A 16,930-nucleotide genomic window follows, 5' to 3' on the forward strand; every position below is an offset into this window, starting at 1 on the left:
AGCGTTCGTCCTGAGCCAGGATCAAACTCTCCATAAAAGTGGTAAGCCCGAAGGCTTGGCCATTTTTAAGAATTCGCTTGTTAGCTCATTCAAAAAACTAGCTTTGCGAAATGTTCATTTCGCGATTTATGACCATTTGACTGGTCGCTCATTGTTCAGTTTTCAAGGAACAAATAATTCGTGTTTTGTGCGCCCATGTCTCAGCGGCGACTTGATTAATATATCACATTCGGTCGTTTAATTGCAAGCACTTTTTTTAATTTGTTTTTGCAACTCATGTTCCGTCGTGTGACGCGAGATCTAATTTAACATATCCGCGACTCCTTGGTCAAGTGCTCTTTAACATTTCAGGCTTACTAATGTTATCCACCTATAACAAGGTCATTTGCAGACCCAAGATTAATGCAATCCCCGGGATACCGAGCAATACGGTGGTCCCGATCGTCATCGGATTCAACGGCACTTCCATTCCTGAGATCAGTCCCGAATAATTGAGGACATACAGGGTCAAAGCTGCCGCAATCAGATGTAAAGAAAATCGCCTTACCCACTGCAGTGGCAATCGATGCCTCAGCATAACTATAAGTAAGAGCAAGGAAGATACAATTAGACTAACCAGCCAAATGATTTTCATCCACTTACACCTCCCTTTAGACTGGACCATTCTACAGGCAACCGCTTCGCTTTTCTTATTAGCATTTCATAACGTTTCTCCGCAGCGCCTATTGCAAATATGGCGTAGTCAATTTGATCTTTGCCGAGCGCATTGTCGAAATACCGATACGCATTATCCCACTCTTGTTTCGCTGTCTTAATCTCCGCGTAAAGCTCCACCTGTTCATCCTGCTCGCTCTTCTTATGCTTAAGTGCAGCAGCCTGTTTCTTCGTACGCAGCCACTTCGTCCACATTGCATTCACTCCTCGCTCATTTTTGTTTCGCTTACAGCTCGCAATTGGCACGGCATATAGTTGAAATGTATGAGAGAGAAAGAGAATTAGAACAAGCTTTCCTTAGTACACCATTCGGCTCAAACAAGGTGAATCGACTAACGCCTTCCTTTTAGCGTCGCAGCGCGTTTCATTCCGGAACAAATAAGCTTAGTAGAAGATCAAACTTATACCAAGCTTATTTTCAACAAAAAGCCCCGCGAGAGGAATCTCTCACGGGGCTTGTCTTCAATTATGATTATCCTAATTCTCTGCGGCCTTCAAGCGCCTTGGACAAGGTAACCTCATCGGCATATTCCAAATCGCCCCCGACTGGGAGCCCATGCGCAATACGGGTTACTTTGATACCAAACGGTTTGACGAGCCGCGATAAGTACATCGCCGTTGCTTCGCCTTCAATATTGGGATTCGTTGCGAGAATCATCTCTTGTACACGTTCGTCGCTCAGTCGTCTCAATAATTCAGCAATGCGAATCTCGTCAGGGCCAATTCCCTCCATCGGCGATATCGCTCCTTGGAGGACATGGTATTGTCCCTGAAACTCCTTGGTGCGCTCCATCGCAACCAAATCCCGCGACTCCTGAACGACGCAGATAACGGAATTGTCTCTGCTCTTGTCCTGGCAAATCCGGCAAGGATCGGTATCGGTAATGTTGCAGCATACGGAGCAATAATGCAGGTTACGCTTGACGCTAACAAGCGACTTCGCGAAATCTATAACGTCGTCTTCCTTCATTTTCAACACGTGAAAAGCCAGTCTGGCCGCCGTCTTCGGACCGATGCCCGGCAATCGGCTGAAGGCATCAATAAGTTTGGCTATCGGTTCGGGATAATACAAGGCGCAGCTCCTCTACTCGTTTGGAACGTTTCAAGGTGAAACGGCTGTCGCCTTGGTGACGCAGCGCGTTTCAATCCGGAGAATTCTAAGCTCATTTATACATGTGAACCTATAGATTCTTAGAATTTAGAATAGGCCCGGGATCTTCATGCCGCCCGTAAATTTGCCCATATCTTTGTTTGCCAGTTCATCTGCTTTAGTCAGTGCATCGTTAACCGCCGTCAGGACAAGGTCTTGCAGCATTTCGATATCATCCGGATCAACAGCTTCCGGTTTGATAATGATGCTTTGGACATTCTTATGGCCGTTTACTTGTACAGTAACGACACCGCCGCCTGCAGAACCTTCGATTAGCTTTGTTCCAAGCTCCTCTTGTGCCTTAAGCATTTGCTCTTGCATTTTCTTAACTTGCTTCATCATCTGGTTCATGTTGTTCATCGTGAAAGTCACTCCTCAATTATAGTTAGATTCGTAATCGCATTGCATGACATCACTTGTCTTCAATAACGACAAGATCTTCGCCAAACAGCTTAACAGCCTCTTCAACCCACTCCGGTTCCGAAGGCGCCGCACCCGCTTCATCTTGCTGAAGCATGAGCAGCTCTCCTGCGGGTGCAGGTCCGTTCTCGGTTGCCGTTTGCCATTCTTTCAGCATGACGGTAGCCAGACGAATCGGCCGATTGAACGCTTCATGCAGCGCCCGTTCGATAACCTCACGATTGGCAGGCTTCTCTGTCGTTTCCCGGTGAATGGAGTTCTTGAACGCAACAAGGATTGTATTATCAGCAGCCGAGACGGGATCGCCATTCACGAACCACGCATGTGTCGAAATATTATTCCCTTTCACACGCTGCAAAATGTCGCTCCATCTCATGCGTACCTGCCCTGTCGCCTGGCTCTCCGCCGCGGCAAGGAATGGATCCAGCTTAACGCGGGCTATCGAGCTTGTGCCCCCGCCGGCTGCGCCGCTCTTCGCACCGAAGTTCGAAGAACCTCGCGAACCGCGCTGCGCCCCTCCGGCCTGATCGCCGCTTGGCGCTGCGCCGGCATCCGCGCGCACGCCGCTGGCGACAAGCTGTTCAATCTTGCGCTCCAGTGCATCGATACGCTGCTGCAGACGCTGTACCTCTCCGGAAGAAGCGCCGCCCGCCGCGGAGTCTCCTGTGGCAACAGACGCCGAAGAGGCAGCCTGTGCACCGCCGGCCTCTTGCATGGTGCAGATTTTCATAAGTGCGATCTCAAATATCGTTTGGGGCAGTGCAGCATGCTTGATCTCAAGCTGATAGCCGTTAAGTACGTCTATCATACGAAACAGCAGCTCTGCGCTAAACGCTTCGGCTACCTCACGGTATTTGGCCTGATCAACGATCCGCTCTGTCGCGGCTTTCCCTTGCGGAGCGAGCTTCAACACAAGCAGGTCCCTGAAATAGTATATTAAATTCTCCAGACACTTATCTGCACTCTTGCCGGCCTGCATCAGCCCTTCTACCAGAGGCATTACTGCCCCGGCATCACGGGCTCTGATTGCATCCGCCAGTTGTTCGAACTGCTCGGCAGCTAGTCCACCGGTTACATCCACGGCGTCGTTCAGCGTAATGCGTTCGCCGCTGTAGGCCGACACCTGCTCGAGTAAGCTGATCGCGTCCCGCATCCCGCCATCCGACAGTCTCGCAATATAAGCGAGCGCATCATCTTCAGCATGAATGCCTTCTTCCGTGCAAATTTGACGGAGACGTTCTGTCTGCTCCGGCAAAGAGACTTGACGGAAATCAAAGCGCTGACAGCGCGAAATAATCGTAGCCGGCAGCTTATGAGGTTCCGTCGTTGCCAAGATGAAGATCACATGAGCCGGCGGCTCTTCGAGTGTCTTGAGCAGGGCGTTGAATGCTTCGGTCGTCAGCATGTGCACTTCATCGATGATATACACTTTGAAGCGCACTTCAGAAGGCGCATAGCGAACCTTGTCCCGAATATCCCTGATTTCGTCTATACCGCGGTTAGATGCCGCATCGATCTCCACAACATCCATAATCGTTCCGGCTGTAATTCCCCGGCACGCATCGCAGACGTTGCACGGTTCGGTGGTCGGTCCACGTTCACAATTGATGGCTTTGGCCAAGACTTTAGCCGCGGTTGTTTTTCCCGTTCCTCTGGGACCGTTAAATAAATAGGCATGGGATACACGATCTTCGCGTATCGCATTCTGCAAAGTTTGAATGATATGCTGCTGGCCGACCATGTCCTGGAACGTCTGCGGACGCCAGGCACGATATAAGGCGATATGTGACATACGTTCCGTTCCTTTCGGCTGCTTTCGTTCGCGGGGCAATAACGCCCGGTTCTTCTATTATACACGATGCCGCCAGCCAAAAAAACCGTTCCCCTGCACGTTTCTTCCTTCCCCTTAACAGAAAACGTACAAATCGAGGTTTAACAAGGGAGCACGACCTGCAGAAGTGCCCCTGACTGTCTGGCCGCCGCTGTGACGCTTCCGCCGAAGTCATGCAAAATTCGCTGGCAAACCGAGAGGCCAAGACCGGTTCCGTTCTGTTTCGTCGTCACGAACGGATCGAATATTTTATCAATCAGATCAGCGGGTATGCCCGGTCCTGTATCTTCAATTTCAATAAGCAGCTGCGACTTCCTTCCTGCCCTTACAACGGAGCCCTTTACGGTGAGCGTACCGCCGGCAGACATCGCTTCTATGCCGTTCTTGCATAAGTTCAGAAACACCTGCTTCAGCATCTCGGCGTCTGCCAGCACCCGAGGAAGCTCAAGCTCCTCATCCCAAATCACGTTTACATTATAAAGCAGCGCCTCACTTGCTACGACAGGCATAATGTCGCGCAGCACCGATCCCACTTGTATGGAGCTAGTCATGACTTCTTTCGGCTTACTCAGCAAAAGAAACTCCCCCACAAGATGATTGATCCGGTCCAGCTCGTTCAACATAATGTCCGTGTATTCCTTTTCCTTATTCATTTCACGTTCGATCATCGTTTTGCGGAACATTTGCAGGAAGCCCCGAATCGCTGTTAGCGGATTGCGAATCTCGTGCGCAGCCCCCGCTGCGATTTGACCGATCATGGCGAGTCGGTCGCTACGCTGCACTTGCGTCTCGAGCGAACGCAAATTCGTGACATCCTTAAATATGATGTAGGCACCTTCCCGACCTTCCCCACAGCTGCGAAGCAATCCAACATCCATGAGCAGGTCGCTTCGCTTCTCGTCGTGGATCCAGGTGATCGGGTAGTTCCGAACCGGTTCCCCACTCTCCAGCGCCTGACAAATAAGTGCATATTCCTTCTCTGCGCTTGCGAAAAATGACGACAGCTGTTCATTTACTAGAGCTGACTTCGCAACGCCAAGCAATTGGCAAGCAAGGGGACTAATGTCGAAAATTTGCAGCGTCTCCGGATGAAGCAAGATTACGCCGATATGCTCGTCTTGCAGCATGGTTTCCCCGAACCGTTCAATGAGGCTGGCACCCTGCCCCACTTCTTGATTATATAACAAGAGCAAACAATGAATTCCCTGCTCTGTTTGTGCAATAATGGGCACGGTCGTTGCGTGCATCACAACCCCGCCGGCTTTTCGTATATGTATCGAAATGGATTCTCGAGTAGGAAGAAGCAGATGGTTCACAATCGCTTCTATTGATTGTTCAGGTTCAGAACGAAAGAGCTTGCTCTCCGCAACGCTGCGGAAAGCTGTATGGAGCAGATCCGATTCCGTATAGCCCGTTTCTTTCAGGAACTGCGTATTTACGTGGACCATGCGGGCGAACTCGTCCAACACAACAATCATTGTACCAGCGAACTGCGCACAATAATTCTCAAGCGCCTGCAGACTTAAGTGAACAATAGAAGCAGAAGGTATATCGTACATGCGTTATCCCCTTTACGTAGATCCAATCCGTCTCTATTCCTTTCGTCCACAAAAGTTGATAATCCTGCCAGAAAGTAAAAAAACATCCTTATCGACTCTTAACGAGTCAAACAAGGATGTCGTTTGTTGTTGTTAGGACCGTGCACCTAACTTCGATTGATGTGACATGGACGGCACTTTCACTCCCAGCTCTGGTCAAGCACTCCTCCGGCACATGAGCTAACCTGCTTATGGCTGCTTCCTTCCGGACCTGACCCGTTCACAAGCGCCCATTGCGGAGGACCCAACCGTCAACACTGTTCATGAACACCAGCCCCACATCAGCATAACCTCAGAAAAGGGATTCAACCTCGCTACAGCGGATTGCGAGCTACAGGGCACCGCTACCTCCCCGTCTAGCACGGCAAAAATAAGTATAGCTTGTTCTATCTCAAAGTGCAACCGCCTATTGGCTGGAAGTTGTCACTGGGTTGTCATGTGGGCTATTCTACTGCTACCCCGCCATTCGGACATGTACCTTATACCGCGGGAAATTGTCCCGTAATACCGCAAGTGCTTTTACCCGCAGCTTCTCTTTGTCTACGCCAGGTTTAGCCTTGACGTTTACGTACATTTCAGGTCCTTGAAACATAATGTTGGCACTTTCAACGCCATCGACCTTCTTCAGCTGCCGCTGCGCAAAATCCCCGTCGCTATCATAATTCAGGAATTGACCGTTGCGGTTGGGCAAATGCGGGTTGCTGTTGGAAAGCCCCAAGTAACCATCATGGCCATAGGAGTTCGAATTATAATTATTGGTGGCGTCTTTATTTCCTCCGCATGCGGATAACGAAATCGCAGTTATGAGTGTTAATGCGCTAAGCAGGACATGCTTCTTCCACATAAAAAAACCTCCCTTTAACCATTAGGATGGCTGCGGGAGGTTCTTGTATTCTGTTAATTTCCGGAAATCCCGGCCAATAAGGCTTAGATACCGTATTTCTTTTTGAATTTGTCGACGCGACCGCCGGCATCCAGGAACTTCTGCTTACCCGTGAAGAATGGGTGACAGTTGGAGCAAATCTCTACGCGCAGGTTCTGTTTGATCGAACCAGACTCGAAGCTATTGCCGCAAGCGCAAGTTACCGTCGTGACGTGGTATGTCGGATGAATACCTTGTTTCATCTCGTTCACCTCTTTCTGCCCTGAATCAACATGTGGATCCAGAGTGTATTGCATACATAAGAAGAGTATAGCATGGACGATCTAACGAAAGCAATGCTTTTGTGGGCGACCATATGCTTACCAAGGAAGCTCTATAATGGCTGCTTCGCAGGCGCCGGAGGCACGTGGGTGTAGGATCCGACCACAACATCAGGCAGTTCATCCGCGAAGATTTCCAACATTTGCTTCATGCCATAGATCTCTCCTTGCGGCTTCGGAATAAGCTCCAGATAGCTTTCCGGATCAATATTCAAATTCCGCATTTGGATGAGCTTGAGGCCCGTACGTTTGACGAAACCGAGCATCGCTTCGATTTCTTCCTCACGATCCGTAACGCCAGGGAAAATAAGATAGTTAATGGACGTGTAAACACCTTTATCTGTTGCATAGCGAAGCGATTTCTCGACATTCGCCAAATTGTAGCCGCGCGGCTTGTAGTACGCATTATAGTGATCATCGAGCGCACTAATGGTACTGACACGCATCAGATTAAGGCCGGCATCCACGATACCGCGGATGTGATCCGTCAGCCCCGCATTGGTGTTGATATTGATATAGCCCATCGAGGTCCGTTTGCGGACTTCGCGCATCGCATCAATAATAATTCTGGCTTGTGTCGACGGTTCGCCTTCACAGCCTTGTCCGAAGCTGATAATGGACTCCGGTGTAATGAGATGCTCCATCATCACGTCAACGATTTCTTCAACCGTTGGCTTAAAGTTCATGCGAGTTTGCGGAGCCACAAAGCCGCTATCGTCCGGTTGCTCCGAGATGCAGCCATAGCAGCCGGCATTGCAGGAGAAGGAAACTGGCACTGCACCTTCCCAGCGCTGAAGAAACGTATTGGATGCGGTTAAGCATTCATAGCCAAGCGCGCAATTCGACAGATGCTTGTAAAGCCGGTTCTCCGGATATTTGGCAAGCAGTCGCTCGACACCGACATTCAGTTCAGTCGTGTCGCAATTGAGTGGATTCCAGCGTTCCGGATCATCGCTTTTCTGCGCAGTTACATAGAAGCCGTCTTCCTTCCAAACAACAGCAGAATAACCGAAGAGCGGCAGCTTATGGGTCTTGTCACTCTTCATATAACCCGGGATGCAAAGACGAGTATAGCCCTGCGGCAAAAGTGCGCCAACCGCCTGCACGTTGCCCGGCAGCGGACGCATCTCACCAGACGCATTATGAATGCCGATCGGCCGCGTATGCGGCAAACCAACCATCGTTGCGCCCTCAGGAAGAGGAATGAGTTCATCCTCCATCAGCTCGACGATCATGTCGCCGCTGCGGCCAAGACCCGTCCAATCGGGATGATCGAACAAATTACCGTGTTCGTCTGCGTAAACGAGATTCATGGTGTACCTCCTAAAAGTTTTGCTTCAAGCATGTATGATGAAATGCCGCGTGAGCAAAACGACTTCCAATCTATGTTACAGGTGTCGTACGTGTTGACGGTCTTCTCGAAGCACTTGTTGCACTGCTGCTCGAGCCTGAGCTCGGTCTGCTGCTGCCCCCGCTTGTACCGGGTCTGTTTCTTGGCGCCGGTGGAGGCGTTACGGCAGAAGTATCGAGCGAGGCCAAGAACTCCTCGTTATCCTTCGTATCCGCGAGCTTCTTCAGGAAGCCATCCACAAACTCCATGGAATCGTTCATGTTCTTACGGATCGCCCATACTTTATCCAGCTGCTCTTTGGTTAAAAGCATCTCTTCGCGGCGTGTGCCCGAGCGCCGAATATCGAGTGCAGGGAAAATACGGCGTTCCGCAAGCTTGCGGTCCAGATGAAGCTCCATATTACCCGTACCTTTAAATTCTTCATAAATAATATCATCCATACGCGAGCCCGTCTCGATAAGCGCAGTTGCCAGAATCGTCAAGCTGCCGCCTTCCTCCACATTACGCGCCGAACCGAAAAACCTTTTCGGACGATGAAATGCCGCCGGGTCGATACCGCCGCTTAGCGTACGTCCCGATGCAGGAACAACCAAGTTATATGCACGAGCAAGACGCGTAATACTATCGAGCAAAATAACGACATCCTTCTTATGCTCTACAAGCCGCAAAGCACGCTCGAGCACCAATTCCGCTACTTTAATGTGGTTTTCAGGTAATTCATCGAACGTTGAAGCAACGACCTCTCCTTTTACCGAACGAGACATATCCGTTACTTCCTCCGGACGCTCATCGATAAGCAGTACAAATAATTCAATTTCCGGATTATTGGTGGAAATGCTGTTGGCAATTTCTTTAAGCAGCAATGTTTTCCCCGCTTTAGGAGGCGCTACGATAAGTCCGCGTTGGCCAAGGCCGACCGGTGCAAGCAAATCCATAATCCGAGTAGATAATTTAGGCTGGGCGGTTTCGAGAACTAGTTTCTTTTCGGGATAGAGAGGAGTAAGGGCTGGAAAATGAAGGCGTTCAGCAGCGTGTTCGGGGCTTTCTCCATTAACGGCATTTACTTGAAGTAATCCAAAAAAGCGTTCGTTTTCTTTGGGAGCTCGGCATTTGCCTGAAACTAAATCGCCTGTGCGGAGGTCAAACTTGCGGATTTGCGAGGCTGAGATGTAGATGTCCTCTGGACTTGGCAAGTAGTTAATCGGTCGTAGAAATCCGAAACCTTCCGGTAAAATCTCGAGAACACCCTGCATAAACATGAGTCCGCTCTGCTCTGCTTGCGCGCGCAGGATAGCAAAAATCAATTCTCTCTTCTTCAGCTGGCCATAGCCCTGTATTTGATGCTGTTTGGCCAGTTTATAAAGCTCTGTGAGCTTCATTACTTCAAGATCCGCGATCTGAAGTTCAGACATAGTATCACCACTTTTATCAAGGTTCAAGGTGAAACGGCATTCATCGTCCTTATGGCGGTGCAGCGCGCTTCACTCCGCAGAAACATAAGCTTAGTATAAAGTGAAACTTATACTCTCTTATTATCGTTCACAAAATAATTCCAAGCCTCATCCATCATTGCCGGAATCGGCCTACTCTATTCCAGAGGCCGATTCCTATAGCGGATTAGCTTCCAGCTATCCGCCTACTCTACTACTCGCGCCAAACGTCTGCGCCGAGCATCCGTAAATTCTCGACCAAATTGTCATATCCTCGGTCAATATATTCCACACCCGTGATCTCCGTAACGCCTTCACTCACCGTTAATGCCGCCACCACAAGCGCCGCGCCTGCACGCAAATCCGCTGCACGCACTTTCGCCGCATTCAGCGCACCGCCTTCGACAATCGCCGAACGGCCTTCTACCCGAATATTAGCGCCCATACGCGTTAATTCCGGGACATGCTTGAATCGATTGCTATAGACATAGTCACTTAGGATGCTTACTCCTGTCGTCTGTGTCAGCAGGCTGGTCATGGGGGATTGCAAATCCGTGGCAAAGCCGGGGTACACAAGGGCTTTCACATCAATTGCTTCATACTTCGGCTGTCCGACAATACGAATGGACTCGTCCATTTCATACACATGAACGCCCATCTCTTGCAGCTTAGCCGTTACCGCTTCCATATGCTTCGGAATGACATTATCAATTAATACGTCGCCGCGCGTTGCCGCTGCAGCAATCATGTACGTGCCTGCTTGAATTCGGTCAGGTATGATGGAGTGTCTGCAGCCATGAAGCCGCTCCACGCCTTCAATACGAATCGTTTCTGTTCCGGCGCCTTTGATCTTGGCACCCATCGCGCTAAGAAGCGTAGCTACATCTATGATTTCAGGCTCTTTTGCCGCGTTTTCGATAATGGTTGAGCCCTTGGCCCGGGAGGCCGCAAGCATGATATTAATCGTCGCCCCGACACTTACGACATCGAGGTAAATCTTCGCACCGCGCAATTCCTTCGCCACAATCCGTACGGAGCCGTGGTCATTGGTTACTTGCGCACCCAGCGCTTCAAAGCCTTTAATATGTTGATCGATTGGGCGAGGCTCGAAATTACAGCCGCCCGGCAAACCGATTGTCGCTTCGCCAAATCGGCCAAGCAGCGCACCCATCAAGTAATACGATGCACGAAGCAGCTTTACTTTTCCGTTGGGCATCGGAATGGATTGCATAGCAGAAGGATCAATAACGATGGAGTCCCCGCTCCAATGTACATGTCCGCCAAGCTCTTCTAGTATTTCACTGTATACGGCCACATCGCTAAGGTGAGGCAAATTATCAAGCGTGACCGTTGATTCTGCCAATATGGCGGCAGGTAGTAAGGCAACTGCGCTATTCTTCGCCCCGCTGATTTGCACGGTGCCGCGCAGCGGACGTCCGCCGCGGATCATTAATTTATCCATCAGTTCTTATTATCCTCCCATCCGGAAGAGAGCAACGAAACGAGCAGCCGCTATCCGGCGCATAACATAAACTTAAACCCTATATGCCACAAAGCAAGCGCTCCTTCTATCAAGAGATTTCTTGACGGACGGGAGCGCCTGCTTCTGATTCGCGCTAAACGCGGCTGTTCGATTCTATAGCTTTCGGAAGTTAAGCCTGGTTGCTGCTGCCGAACAACCGGATTTTCTCTTGAACGACTGCTTTCATTGCGGAACGAGCTGGTACCAAGTATTTACGCGGATCGTAAACCGATGCACTTGCGCCAAGCACTTCGCGGATCGCGTTCGTGCAAGCTACTTGGTTCTCTGTATTTACGTTGATTTTGCCTACGCCTGCAGCGATGGACAAACGAATTGCTTCGTCCGGTACGCCGGAACCGCCGTGCAATACAACCGGTACCGGAATGGCATCCGATACTTTTTGAATGATATCATAATGAATTTTCGGTTCGCCTTTGTACATACCGTGTGCTGTACCAACAGCAATCGCCAAGCAGTCAACACCAGTTTCTTCGTAGAAACGGATTGCTTCAGCCGGCTTAGCAAGCGATGCATCTTCTTCGTCAACGCTGATATCATCCTCAACGCCGCCGATTGTGCCAAGCTCGCCTTCAACGGATACGCCCATAGCGCGAGCCGCTTTAACAACTTGTTTAGTCAATTCGATATTTTCTTCTAGTCCGTAGTGGGAACCGTCAAACATAACGGAAGAGAATCCTGCACGGATACATTTCATCGCAACTTCAAAGCTGCTGCCGTGATCCAGGTGAAGTGCGATTGGCAAACCGGATTTCTTCGCTGCTGCTTCAGCAATAGCAACTGTGTACTCAATACCCATATATTTAAGGGCACCTTCGGATACACCAAAAATAAATGGCGAGTTCTCTTCCATAGCGGCTTCTGTGATCGCTTGCGCGAACTCCAGGTTGTTCATGTTGAACTGGCCGACCGCGAATTTGTTTGCTTTTGCCTTTGGCAGGAATTCATTCATCGAAACGAGTGGCATGGTTCTCTACTCCTCCTAGTGTTTTATGAAGCTTACCGCTTCATAAATTTGTCTTTGATATGCGACGCTTCGCAAAACCGCCTCAGCACGGATGCTGACAACCGGCATTGAAGACATGCGCTTATATAACGAAAACACGCTTCAAATATCGCACCAAATGATTATAACACAATCATGAATCGTTTGGTACAAGTCTTGGAAATCGAAGCCTTGTTCACCTGTTATTCGACAAAAAAAACAGCAGGATCCTTGTGCTTAGGATCCTACTGCATACCAGCCGCCCGCTTCTTCGCTGCGCAGCTGTAAGTTAACCGCCATTCGCATCTCATCGATATCGAACGGTTTGGTGAAATGCATAAGCGCGCCGTGATCAGTCGCTTCTTTAATCATGTCAAGCTCGCCATAGGCCGTCATCATGATGACTTTAATGTCTTTGTTGATCGCTTTGACATGCTTCAATATTTCCAATCCGTCCATACCCGGAATTTTCATATCAAGCAAAACAAGATCCGGTGCTTCGTTTCTCACGATCTCCAGTGCCAGCTTGCCGTTAGGCGCTTGGAAAGTAGTATAGCCCTCGCTGCTGAACACTTCCATCAGCAAAATGCGAATACCATTCTGATCATCGACAATTAAGACTTTCTTGTTTTCCAACTTGAAACCCTCCTATGAATGTACGACAACCATCGTCACGATTGGATTGGAATTCCATATTCGTTAATGATTTCGAGCCGTGTCATCCATATTCCTGCTTTTGCTGGAAAAAAACTTCAAATGATTATTTCTCCGCTCTCTCAAGCGCCGCTCTTACGAAACCGCGGAACAAAGGCTGCGGTCTGTTCGGACGGGAAGTAAACTCCGGATGGAACTGAACCGCTAGGAACCACGGGTGCCCCGGAAGCTCGACCATCTCAACCAGGCGGCCATCCGGGGATGTACCCGTAATGCGCAAACCTGCGGATTCGATCGTTTCGCGGTACTCATTGTTGAACTCGTAACGGTGACGGTGACGCTCGTAAACAAGCTCATCATCGTACTCGCGTGCGGACAAAGAGCCCGGCGTCAGCTTACAAGGATATAGTCCAAGGCGCATCGTGCCGCCCATGTCTTCAATGTCCTTCTGCTCCGGCAGCAGGTCAATAACCGGATATTGCGTAAGCGGGTTGATTTCGGAGCTGTTCGCATCCTTCAATCCCGAAACATTTCGCGCATATTCAATGACCGCTACTTGCATGCCCAAGCAAATACCGAAGAACGGCACTGCATTCTCGCGCGCATAACGAATCGCAATGATTTTACCTTCAATACCGCGATCGCCGAAGCCGCCCGGTACCAGGACGCCGTGCACACCGTGCAATTTATCAGCAACGTTCTGATCCGTTAATTCTTCTGCATTTACCCAGCGCACCTTCACATCCGCATCCGCGTCGAAGCCTGCGTGGCTAAGCGATTCCACAATACTCAAGTATGCATCATGAAGCGCAACGTACTTGCCGACAATCGCAATTTCGGTTGTACGGCTAAGCTGCTTCACGCGGCGAACCAGTGCTTCCCACTCCGTCATATCCGGAGGAGTAGTGGTCAGCTTCAAATGATTAACAACGATATCGTCGAGGCCTTGCTCGCGCAGATTCAGCGGCACTTCGTAAAGCGTCGATGCATCGCGGCATTCCACGACGGCATTGGCATCAATATCGCAGAACAGCGCGATTTTGCGTTTCAAATCGTCTGCCAGCTCATGCTCCGTACGACAAACGATCACATTCGGCTGAATTCCGATGCTTCTCAGTTCCTTCACGCTATGCTGTGTCGGCTTTGTCTTTACTTCGCCTGCCGCTTTAATGAACGGAATCAGCGTAACGTGGATGTACATCACGTTATCACGGCCGATATCGCTCTTAATTTGACGAATCGCTTCCAGGAACGGAAGGCTCTCGATATCGCCAACTGTACCGCCGATCTCCGTAATAACAACATCCGCGCCTGTTTCTTTGCCTGCACGGAATACGCGATCCTTGATCTCGTTCGTGATGTGGGGAATAACTTGAACCGTTCCGCCCAAATATTCACCGCGACGTTCTTTCGAAATAACGGTGGAGTAGATTTTGCCCGTTGTCACGTTGCTGTTCTTCGACAAATTGATGTCTATGAAACGCTCATAGTGACCCAAATCCAAATCCGTCTCGGCACCATCGTCCGTTACGAATACTTCACCGTGCTGGTATGGACTCATCGTTCCCGGGTCCACGTTGATGTACGGGTCGAACTTCTGGATCGTCACTTTAAGACCGCGATTCTTGAGCAAACGCCCAAGCGATGCGGCTGTGATCCCTTTGCCCAGCGATGATACGACACCGCCTGTTACAAAAATGTACTTAGTCACTGATGATACCCTCCACGCCTGTATGTTAAGTATAGGTTCTCCAATTTCCGAAGAAAAATGGTCATAAAAAAGAAAAAAGTGACACCCGTATAAACGGGGCACTTTCTGTTTTCGCTTATTGCGTGCATGTCCGAACTTGAAGCCCATGCAATAGTTTACTCTGCGCGGATACCCCATGTCAAGAGACTCTGGGGTCCCGCAGAATCGAACCTATTTCTCTTCTTCGTCTTCCTCATCGTCGAAGTCTTCCTCAGCATCTTCTTCGTCAGCCGCGCCGTCTGCGCCCTCAACGTCGTCAATGCCGTCCTCTTCAAGCTCTTCGTCGTCGATGACAACTTCCTCGTCAACTTCCGCTTCTTCTTCGGCTTCGTCGAAGAGTTCTTGATCCTCATCATAAGAATCGAAGTCATCCTCTTCCGCGGCGTAGGTTTCTTCTTCCTCGTCCGGATAGAGATCGTCGTCGTCCTCTTCATCATTGATGATACGCGAACGCTTCGCATTGCCGACCGGATCCTCATTCTTCTCTACCGGATACCAGCGTTTCAATCCCCACATATTGCTGCCAACGCACGCGAAACGTCCGTCGATATTAATTTCTGTATATACTTGCGCAATCACTTGGTTGATTTGATCTTGGGAAAAGCCCCGAACTTTTGCAATCTCCATCATTAGGTCGCGATAGTAAAACGGCGTATTGGCCGCTTTCAGCAATTCAAATGCCAAATCAACCATCGGCATTTCCTTGATGCGCTCAGGATCGATTTTCAAGACAATCTCGCTGCTCATTTCGGACACTTCCTCTCATGTCAAACTGCTTGAACGCTAGAAAACCGACTTCGCTGTCCTAAGCAGGTGAAATCGTTTTGTGCGTTAGCAATCCATTATCAAATTATAGTAAAACCTATTTCTTTGGAAAAAGCAAGCGTACCTGCTTACGAGAGCAAAAAGAAAAAGCGAAGGAGGCGCCTTCGCTTTGACTGTATCCTTCCGGATGAGGCGTTGCCGCTGTTTCCGGTTATAAGAGCCCGTTAATGACTCTTGGTCTATACTATGTGCCCGTACGGCGAATGACACGGTTTGCAGCCTAATTATGTGAAAAAAGGCAAGTTGCTCATACAGCTTGTTGCGCTCGTTCATACAATACTGCAGCATGATTCGCCATGGAGGGGAAGCCAACTTGGACAGATCCGCAGTTCTCCGCCTGCTGCACAGCGCATTAACTCTTACCACATCGGCCGCCAAGCGACGAATCGTCCGCTTCCGGCAAAAGAGCGACTATGAGCGCTTCCTTCAAGAATGGTCGAATGTCGACAAAACGGCGTCGAGCGCAGCCGATGCCATCCGCCATTTGCCATTCATCCAAGGCTTCTCTTTGCGCGTGCCCAATGATGTGCTTCGCTCTCTAACCCATGACGGAATTTGGATCGAGAATGACCCGCTCTTATCCGTGCATTCCTCCTCCATATATAAACCGGTGATCCGTGAGAAAGGCATTCCTTGGGGCGTGCAGGAAATTAAAGCACCGCTGGCTTGGAGCACAACCACCGGCCACCGCGTGAAAGTCGGCGTCATAGATACCGGCGTTGATTTCAGCCATCCGGATTTGAAGCAATCACTTGGCCGGGGCATCAACCTGCTCAATCGCGGGTCGCTTCCCCATGACGACAACGGACATGGCACCCATATTGCCGGCACGATCGCCGCAGCCAATCAGGTACATGGCATGATTGGCGTCGCTCCGCGTGCGACGGTCTACCCCGTGAAAGCGTTCGATCAGAATGGAAGCGCCTTTGTCTCTGATATCGTACTCGGCATTGACTGGTGCGTGCGCAATAATATGGACATCGTGAATATGAGCTTCGGCATGAAAACAAAGAGCAAGTCGCTGCTGACCGCAGTAACCAACGCTTACAACGCAGGCGTCATTATCGTCGCTTCCTCCGGAAACGACGGCAAACGAAAGTCGATCGACTATCCGGCGCGGTATCCGCAAACGATTGCCGTCGGCGCAACAAACCGGATGCGGCGAATCGCCCCGTTCAGCAACCGCGGATTGTATATCGACGTGTACGCGCCGGGCGACAAGATTCTCTCCTCTTGGCTGCGGGGCAAATACAACGAAATGAGCGGCACCTCGATGGCCACTTCACATGTGAGCGGCGCCATCGCCTTGCTTCTCGCGCATCGGCCCGGATTGTCGCCAAGCGACATTAAAGCTGTCGTCAAACGCTCCATGCTGCCTTTAAGGGGCACAAAAGCTCCCCGGATCACCGGAGAGCTCGATGTAATGCGAATGCTTCAGGCCGGGGACCGATAAGGTTCGCGGCCTTGATTGTTTGTAAG

The 16,930-nt window shown here is 50.1% G+C and carries 16 protein-coding genes and 1 other RNA gene; 1 reads left to right on the plus strand and 16 read right to left on the minus strand.

Annotated elements, in window-relative coordinates:
- Positions 1-370: 370 nt before the first annotated feature.
- From AC6ESO_RS23970 to rpoE, 16 genes are all read right to left on the minus strand, one after another.
- Entirely contained in the window at positions 371-634 is a 264-nt protein-coding gene (locus AC6ESO_RS23970) for a pro-sigmaK processing inhibitor BofA family protein (protein ID WP_497093602.1), read from the minus strand.
- Positions 631-909 (minus strand): YaaL family protein, encoded by a 279-nt coding sequence (locus tag AC6ESO_RS23975; RefSeq protein WP_497093603.1) that lies wholly within the window; start codon positions 907-909, stop codon positions 631-633. Before AC6ESO_RS23975 ends, AC6ESO_RS23970 begins: the two co-directional genes overlap by 4 nt.
- A 277-nt stretch (positions 910-1,186) precedes the next feature.
- Positions 1,187-1,786 carry a recombination mediator RecR gene (recR, locus tag AC6ESO_RS23980; protein WP_494821677.1) on the minus strand — a complete coding sequence of 200 codons (600 nt, stop codon included), beginning with the start codon at positions 1,784-1,786 and terminating at the stop codon, positions 1,187-1,189.
- 126 nt (positions 1,787-1,912) lie between these two features.
- Positions 1,913-2,224 (minus strand): YbaB/EbfC family nucleoid-associated protein, encoded by a 312-nt coding sequence (locus AC6ESO_RS23985; protein ID WP_091225096.1) that lies wholly within the window; start codon positions 2,222-2,224, stop codon positions 1,913-1,915.
- 52 nt (positions 2,225-2,276) lie between these two features.
- Positions 2,277-4,076, minus strand: a complete 1,800-nt coding sequence (gene dnaX / locus AC6ESO_RS23990; protein ID WP_497093604.1) for a DNA polymerase III subunit gamma/tau — start codon at positions 4,074-4,076, stop codon at positions 2,277-2,279.
- A gap of 140 nt (positions 4,077-4,216) precedes the next feature.
- Positions 4,217-5,674: an ATP-binding protein gene (locus tag AC6ESO_RS23995; RefSeq protein WP_497093605.1), complete on the minus strand. Its 1,458-nt coding sequence runs from the start codon at positions 5,672-5,674 to the stop codon at positions 4,217-4,219.
- Positions 5,675-5,812: 138 nt separating this feature from the next.
- An RNA gene (ffs, locus tag AC6ESO_RS24000) (signal recognition particle sRNA large type) lies at positions 5,813-6,078 on the minus strand.
- 89 nt (positions 6,079-6,167) lie between these two features.
- Positions 6,168-6,557, minus strand: coding sequence for a hypothetical protein (locus AC6ESO_RS24005; protein ID WP_497093606.1), 390 nt, complete (start codon positions 6,555-6,557; stop codon positions 6,168-6,170).
- An 83-nt stretch (positions 6,558-6,640) separates the two neighbouring features.
- Positions 6,641-6,838 carry a 50S ribosomal protein L31 gene (rpmE, locus tag AC6ESO_RS24010; protein WP_161746059.1) on the minus strand — a complete coding sequence of 66 codons (198 nt, stop codon included), beginning with the start codon at positions 6,836-6,838 and terminating at the stop codon, positions 6,641-6,643.
- Between the two features lie 131 nt (positions 6,839-6,969).
- Positions 6,970-8,229 carry a radical SAM family protein gene (locus AC6ESO_RS24015; protein ID WP_497093607.1) on the minus strand — a complete coding sequence of 420 codons (1,260 nt, stop codon included), beginning with the start codon at positions 8,227-8,229 and terminating at the stop codon, positions 6,970-6,972.
- Positions 8,230-8,299: 70 nt separating this feature from the next.
- Positions 8,300-9,679 (minus strand): transcription termination factor Rho, encoded by a 1,380-nt coding sequence (rho, locus tag AC6ESO_RS24020; RefSeq protein WP_497093608.1) that lies wholly within the window; start codon positions 9,677-9,679, stop codon positions 8,300-8,302.
- 232 nt (positions 9,680-9,911) lie between these two features.
- Positions 9,912-11,159: a UDP-N-acetylglucosamine 1-carboxyvinyltransferase gene (gene murA / locus AC6ESO_RS24025; RefSeq protein ID WP_494821683.1), complete on the minus strand. Its 1,248-nt coding sequence runs from the start codon at positions 11,157-11,159 to the stop codon at positions 9,912-9,914.
- A gap of 190 nt (positions 11,160-11,349) precedes the next feature.
- Positions 11,350-12,204 (minus strand): class II fructose-1,6-bisphosphate aldolase, encoded by an 855-nt coding sequence (fba, locus tag AC6ESO_RS24030; RefSeq protein WP_494821684.1) that lies wholly within the window; start codon positions 12,202-12,204, stop codon positions 11,350-11,352.
- Positions 12,205-12,459: 255 nt separating this feature from the next.
- Positions 12,460-12,858: a response regulator gene (locus AC6ESO_RS24035; protein WP_091225104.1), complete on the minus strand. Its 399-nt coding sequence runs from the start codon at positions 12,856-12,858 to the stop codon at positions 12,460-12,462.
- Between the two features lie 124 nt (positions 12,859-12,982).
- Positions 12,983-14,587, minus strand: a complete 1,605-nt coding sequence (pyrG, locus tag AC6ESO_RS24040; protein WP_494821685.1) for a CTP synthase — start codon at positions 14,585-14,587, stop codon at positions 12,983-12,985.
- Positions 14,588-14,797: 210 nt separating this feature from the next.
- Positions 14,798-15,373, minus strand: a complete 576-nt coding sequence (rpoE, locus tag AC6ESO_RS24045) for a DNA-directed RNA polymerase subunit delta (RefSeq protein WP_494821686.1) — start codon at positions 15,371-15,373, stop codon at positions 14,798-14,800.
- A gap of 391 nt (positions 15,374-15,764) precedes the next feature.
- Between rpoE and AC6ESO_RS24050 the strand changes: the two genes are divergently transcribed.
- Entirely contained in the window at positions 15,765-16,904 is a 1,140-nt protein-coding gene (locus AC6ESO_RS24050; RefSeq protein WP_497093609.1) for a S8 family peptidase, read from the plus strand.
- Positions 16,905-16,930 lie beyond the last annotated feature (26 nt).

The sequence above is a fragment of the Paenibacillus rhizoryzae genome (assembly GCF_059686995.1).

Bases quoted from the DNA above. Each gene is read 5' to 3' on its own strand.
- AC6ESO_RS24015 (WP_497093607.1), bottom strand. From the start codon at position 8,229: ATGAATCTCGTTTACGCAGACGAACACGGTAATTTGTTCGATCATCCC.
- fba (WP_494821684.1), bottom strand. From the start codon at position 12,204: ATGCCACTCGTTTCGATGAATGAATTCCTGCCAAAGGCAAAAGCAAAC.
- rho (WP_497093608.1), bottom strand. From the start codon at position 9,679: ATGTCTGAACTTCAGATCGCGGATCTTGAAGTAATGAAGCTCACAGAG.
- AC6ESO_RS23995 (WP_497093605.1), bottom strand. From the start codon at position 5,674: ATGTACGATATACCTTCTGCTTCTATTGTTCACTTAAGTCTGCAGGCG.
- AC6ESO_RS24005 (WP_497093606.1), bottom strand. From the start codon at position 6,557: ATGTGGAAGAAGCATGTCCTGCTTAGCGCATTAACACTCATAACTGCG.
- AC6ESO_RS23970 (WP_497093602.1), bottom strand. From the start codon at position 634: ATGAAAATCATTTGGCTGGTTAGTCTAATTGTATCTTCCTTGCTCTTA.
- dnaX (WP_497093604.1), bottom strand. From the start codon at position 4,076: ATGTCACATATCGCCTTATATCGTGCCTGGCGTCCGCAGACGTTCCAG.
- murA (WP_494821683.1), bottom strand. From the start codon at position 11,159: ATGGATAAATTAATGATCCGCGGCGGACGTCCGCTGCGCGGCACCGTG.
- AC6ESO_RS23975 (WP_497093603.1), bottom strand. From the start codon at position 909: ATGTGGACGAAGTGGCTGCGTACGAAGAAACAGGCTGCTGCACTTAAG.
- rpoE (WP_494821686.1), bottom strand. From the start codon at position 15,373: ATGAGCAGCGAGATTGTCTTGAAAATCGATCCTGAGCGCATCAAGGAA.
- rpmE (WP_161746059.1), bottom strand. From the start codon at position 6,838: ATGAAACAAGGTATTCATCCGACATACCACGTCACGACGGTAACTTGC.
- AC6ESO_RS23985 (WP_091225096.1), bottom strand. From the start codon at position 2,224: ATGAACAACATGAACCAGATGATGAAGCAAGTTAAGAAAATGCAAGAG.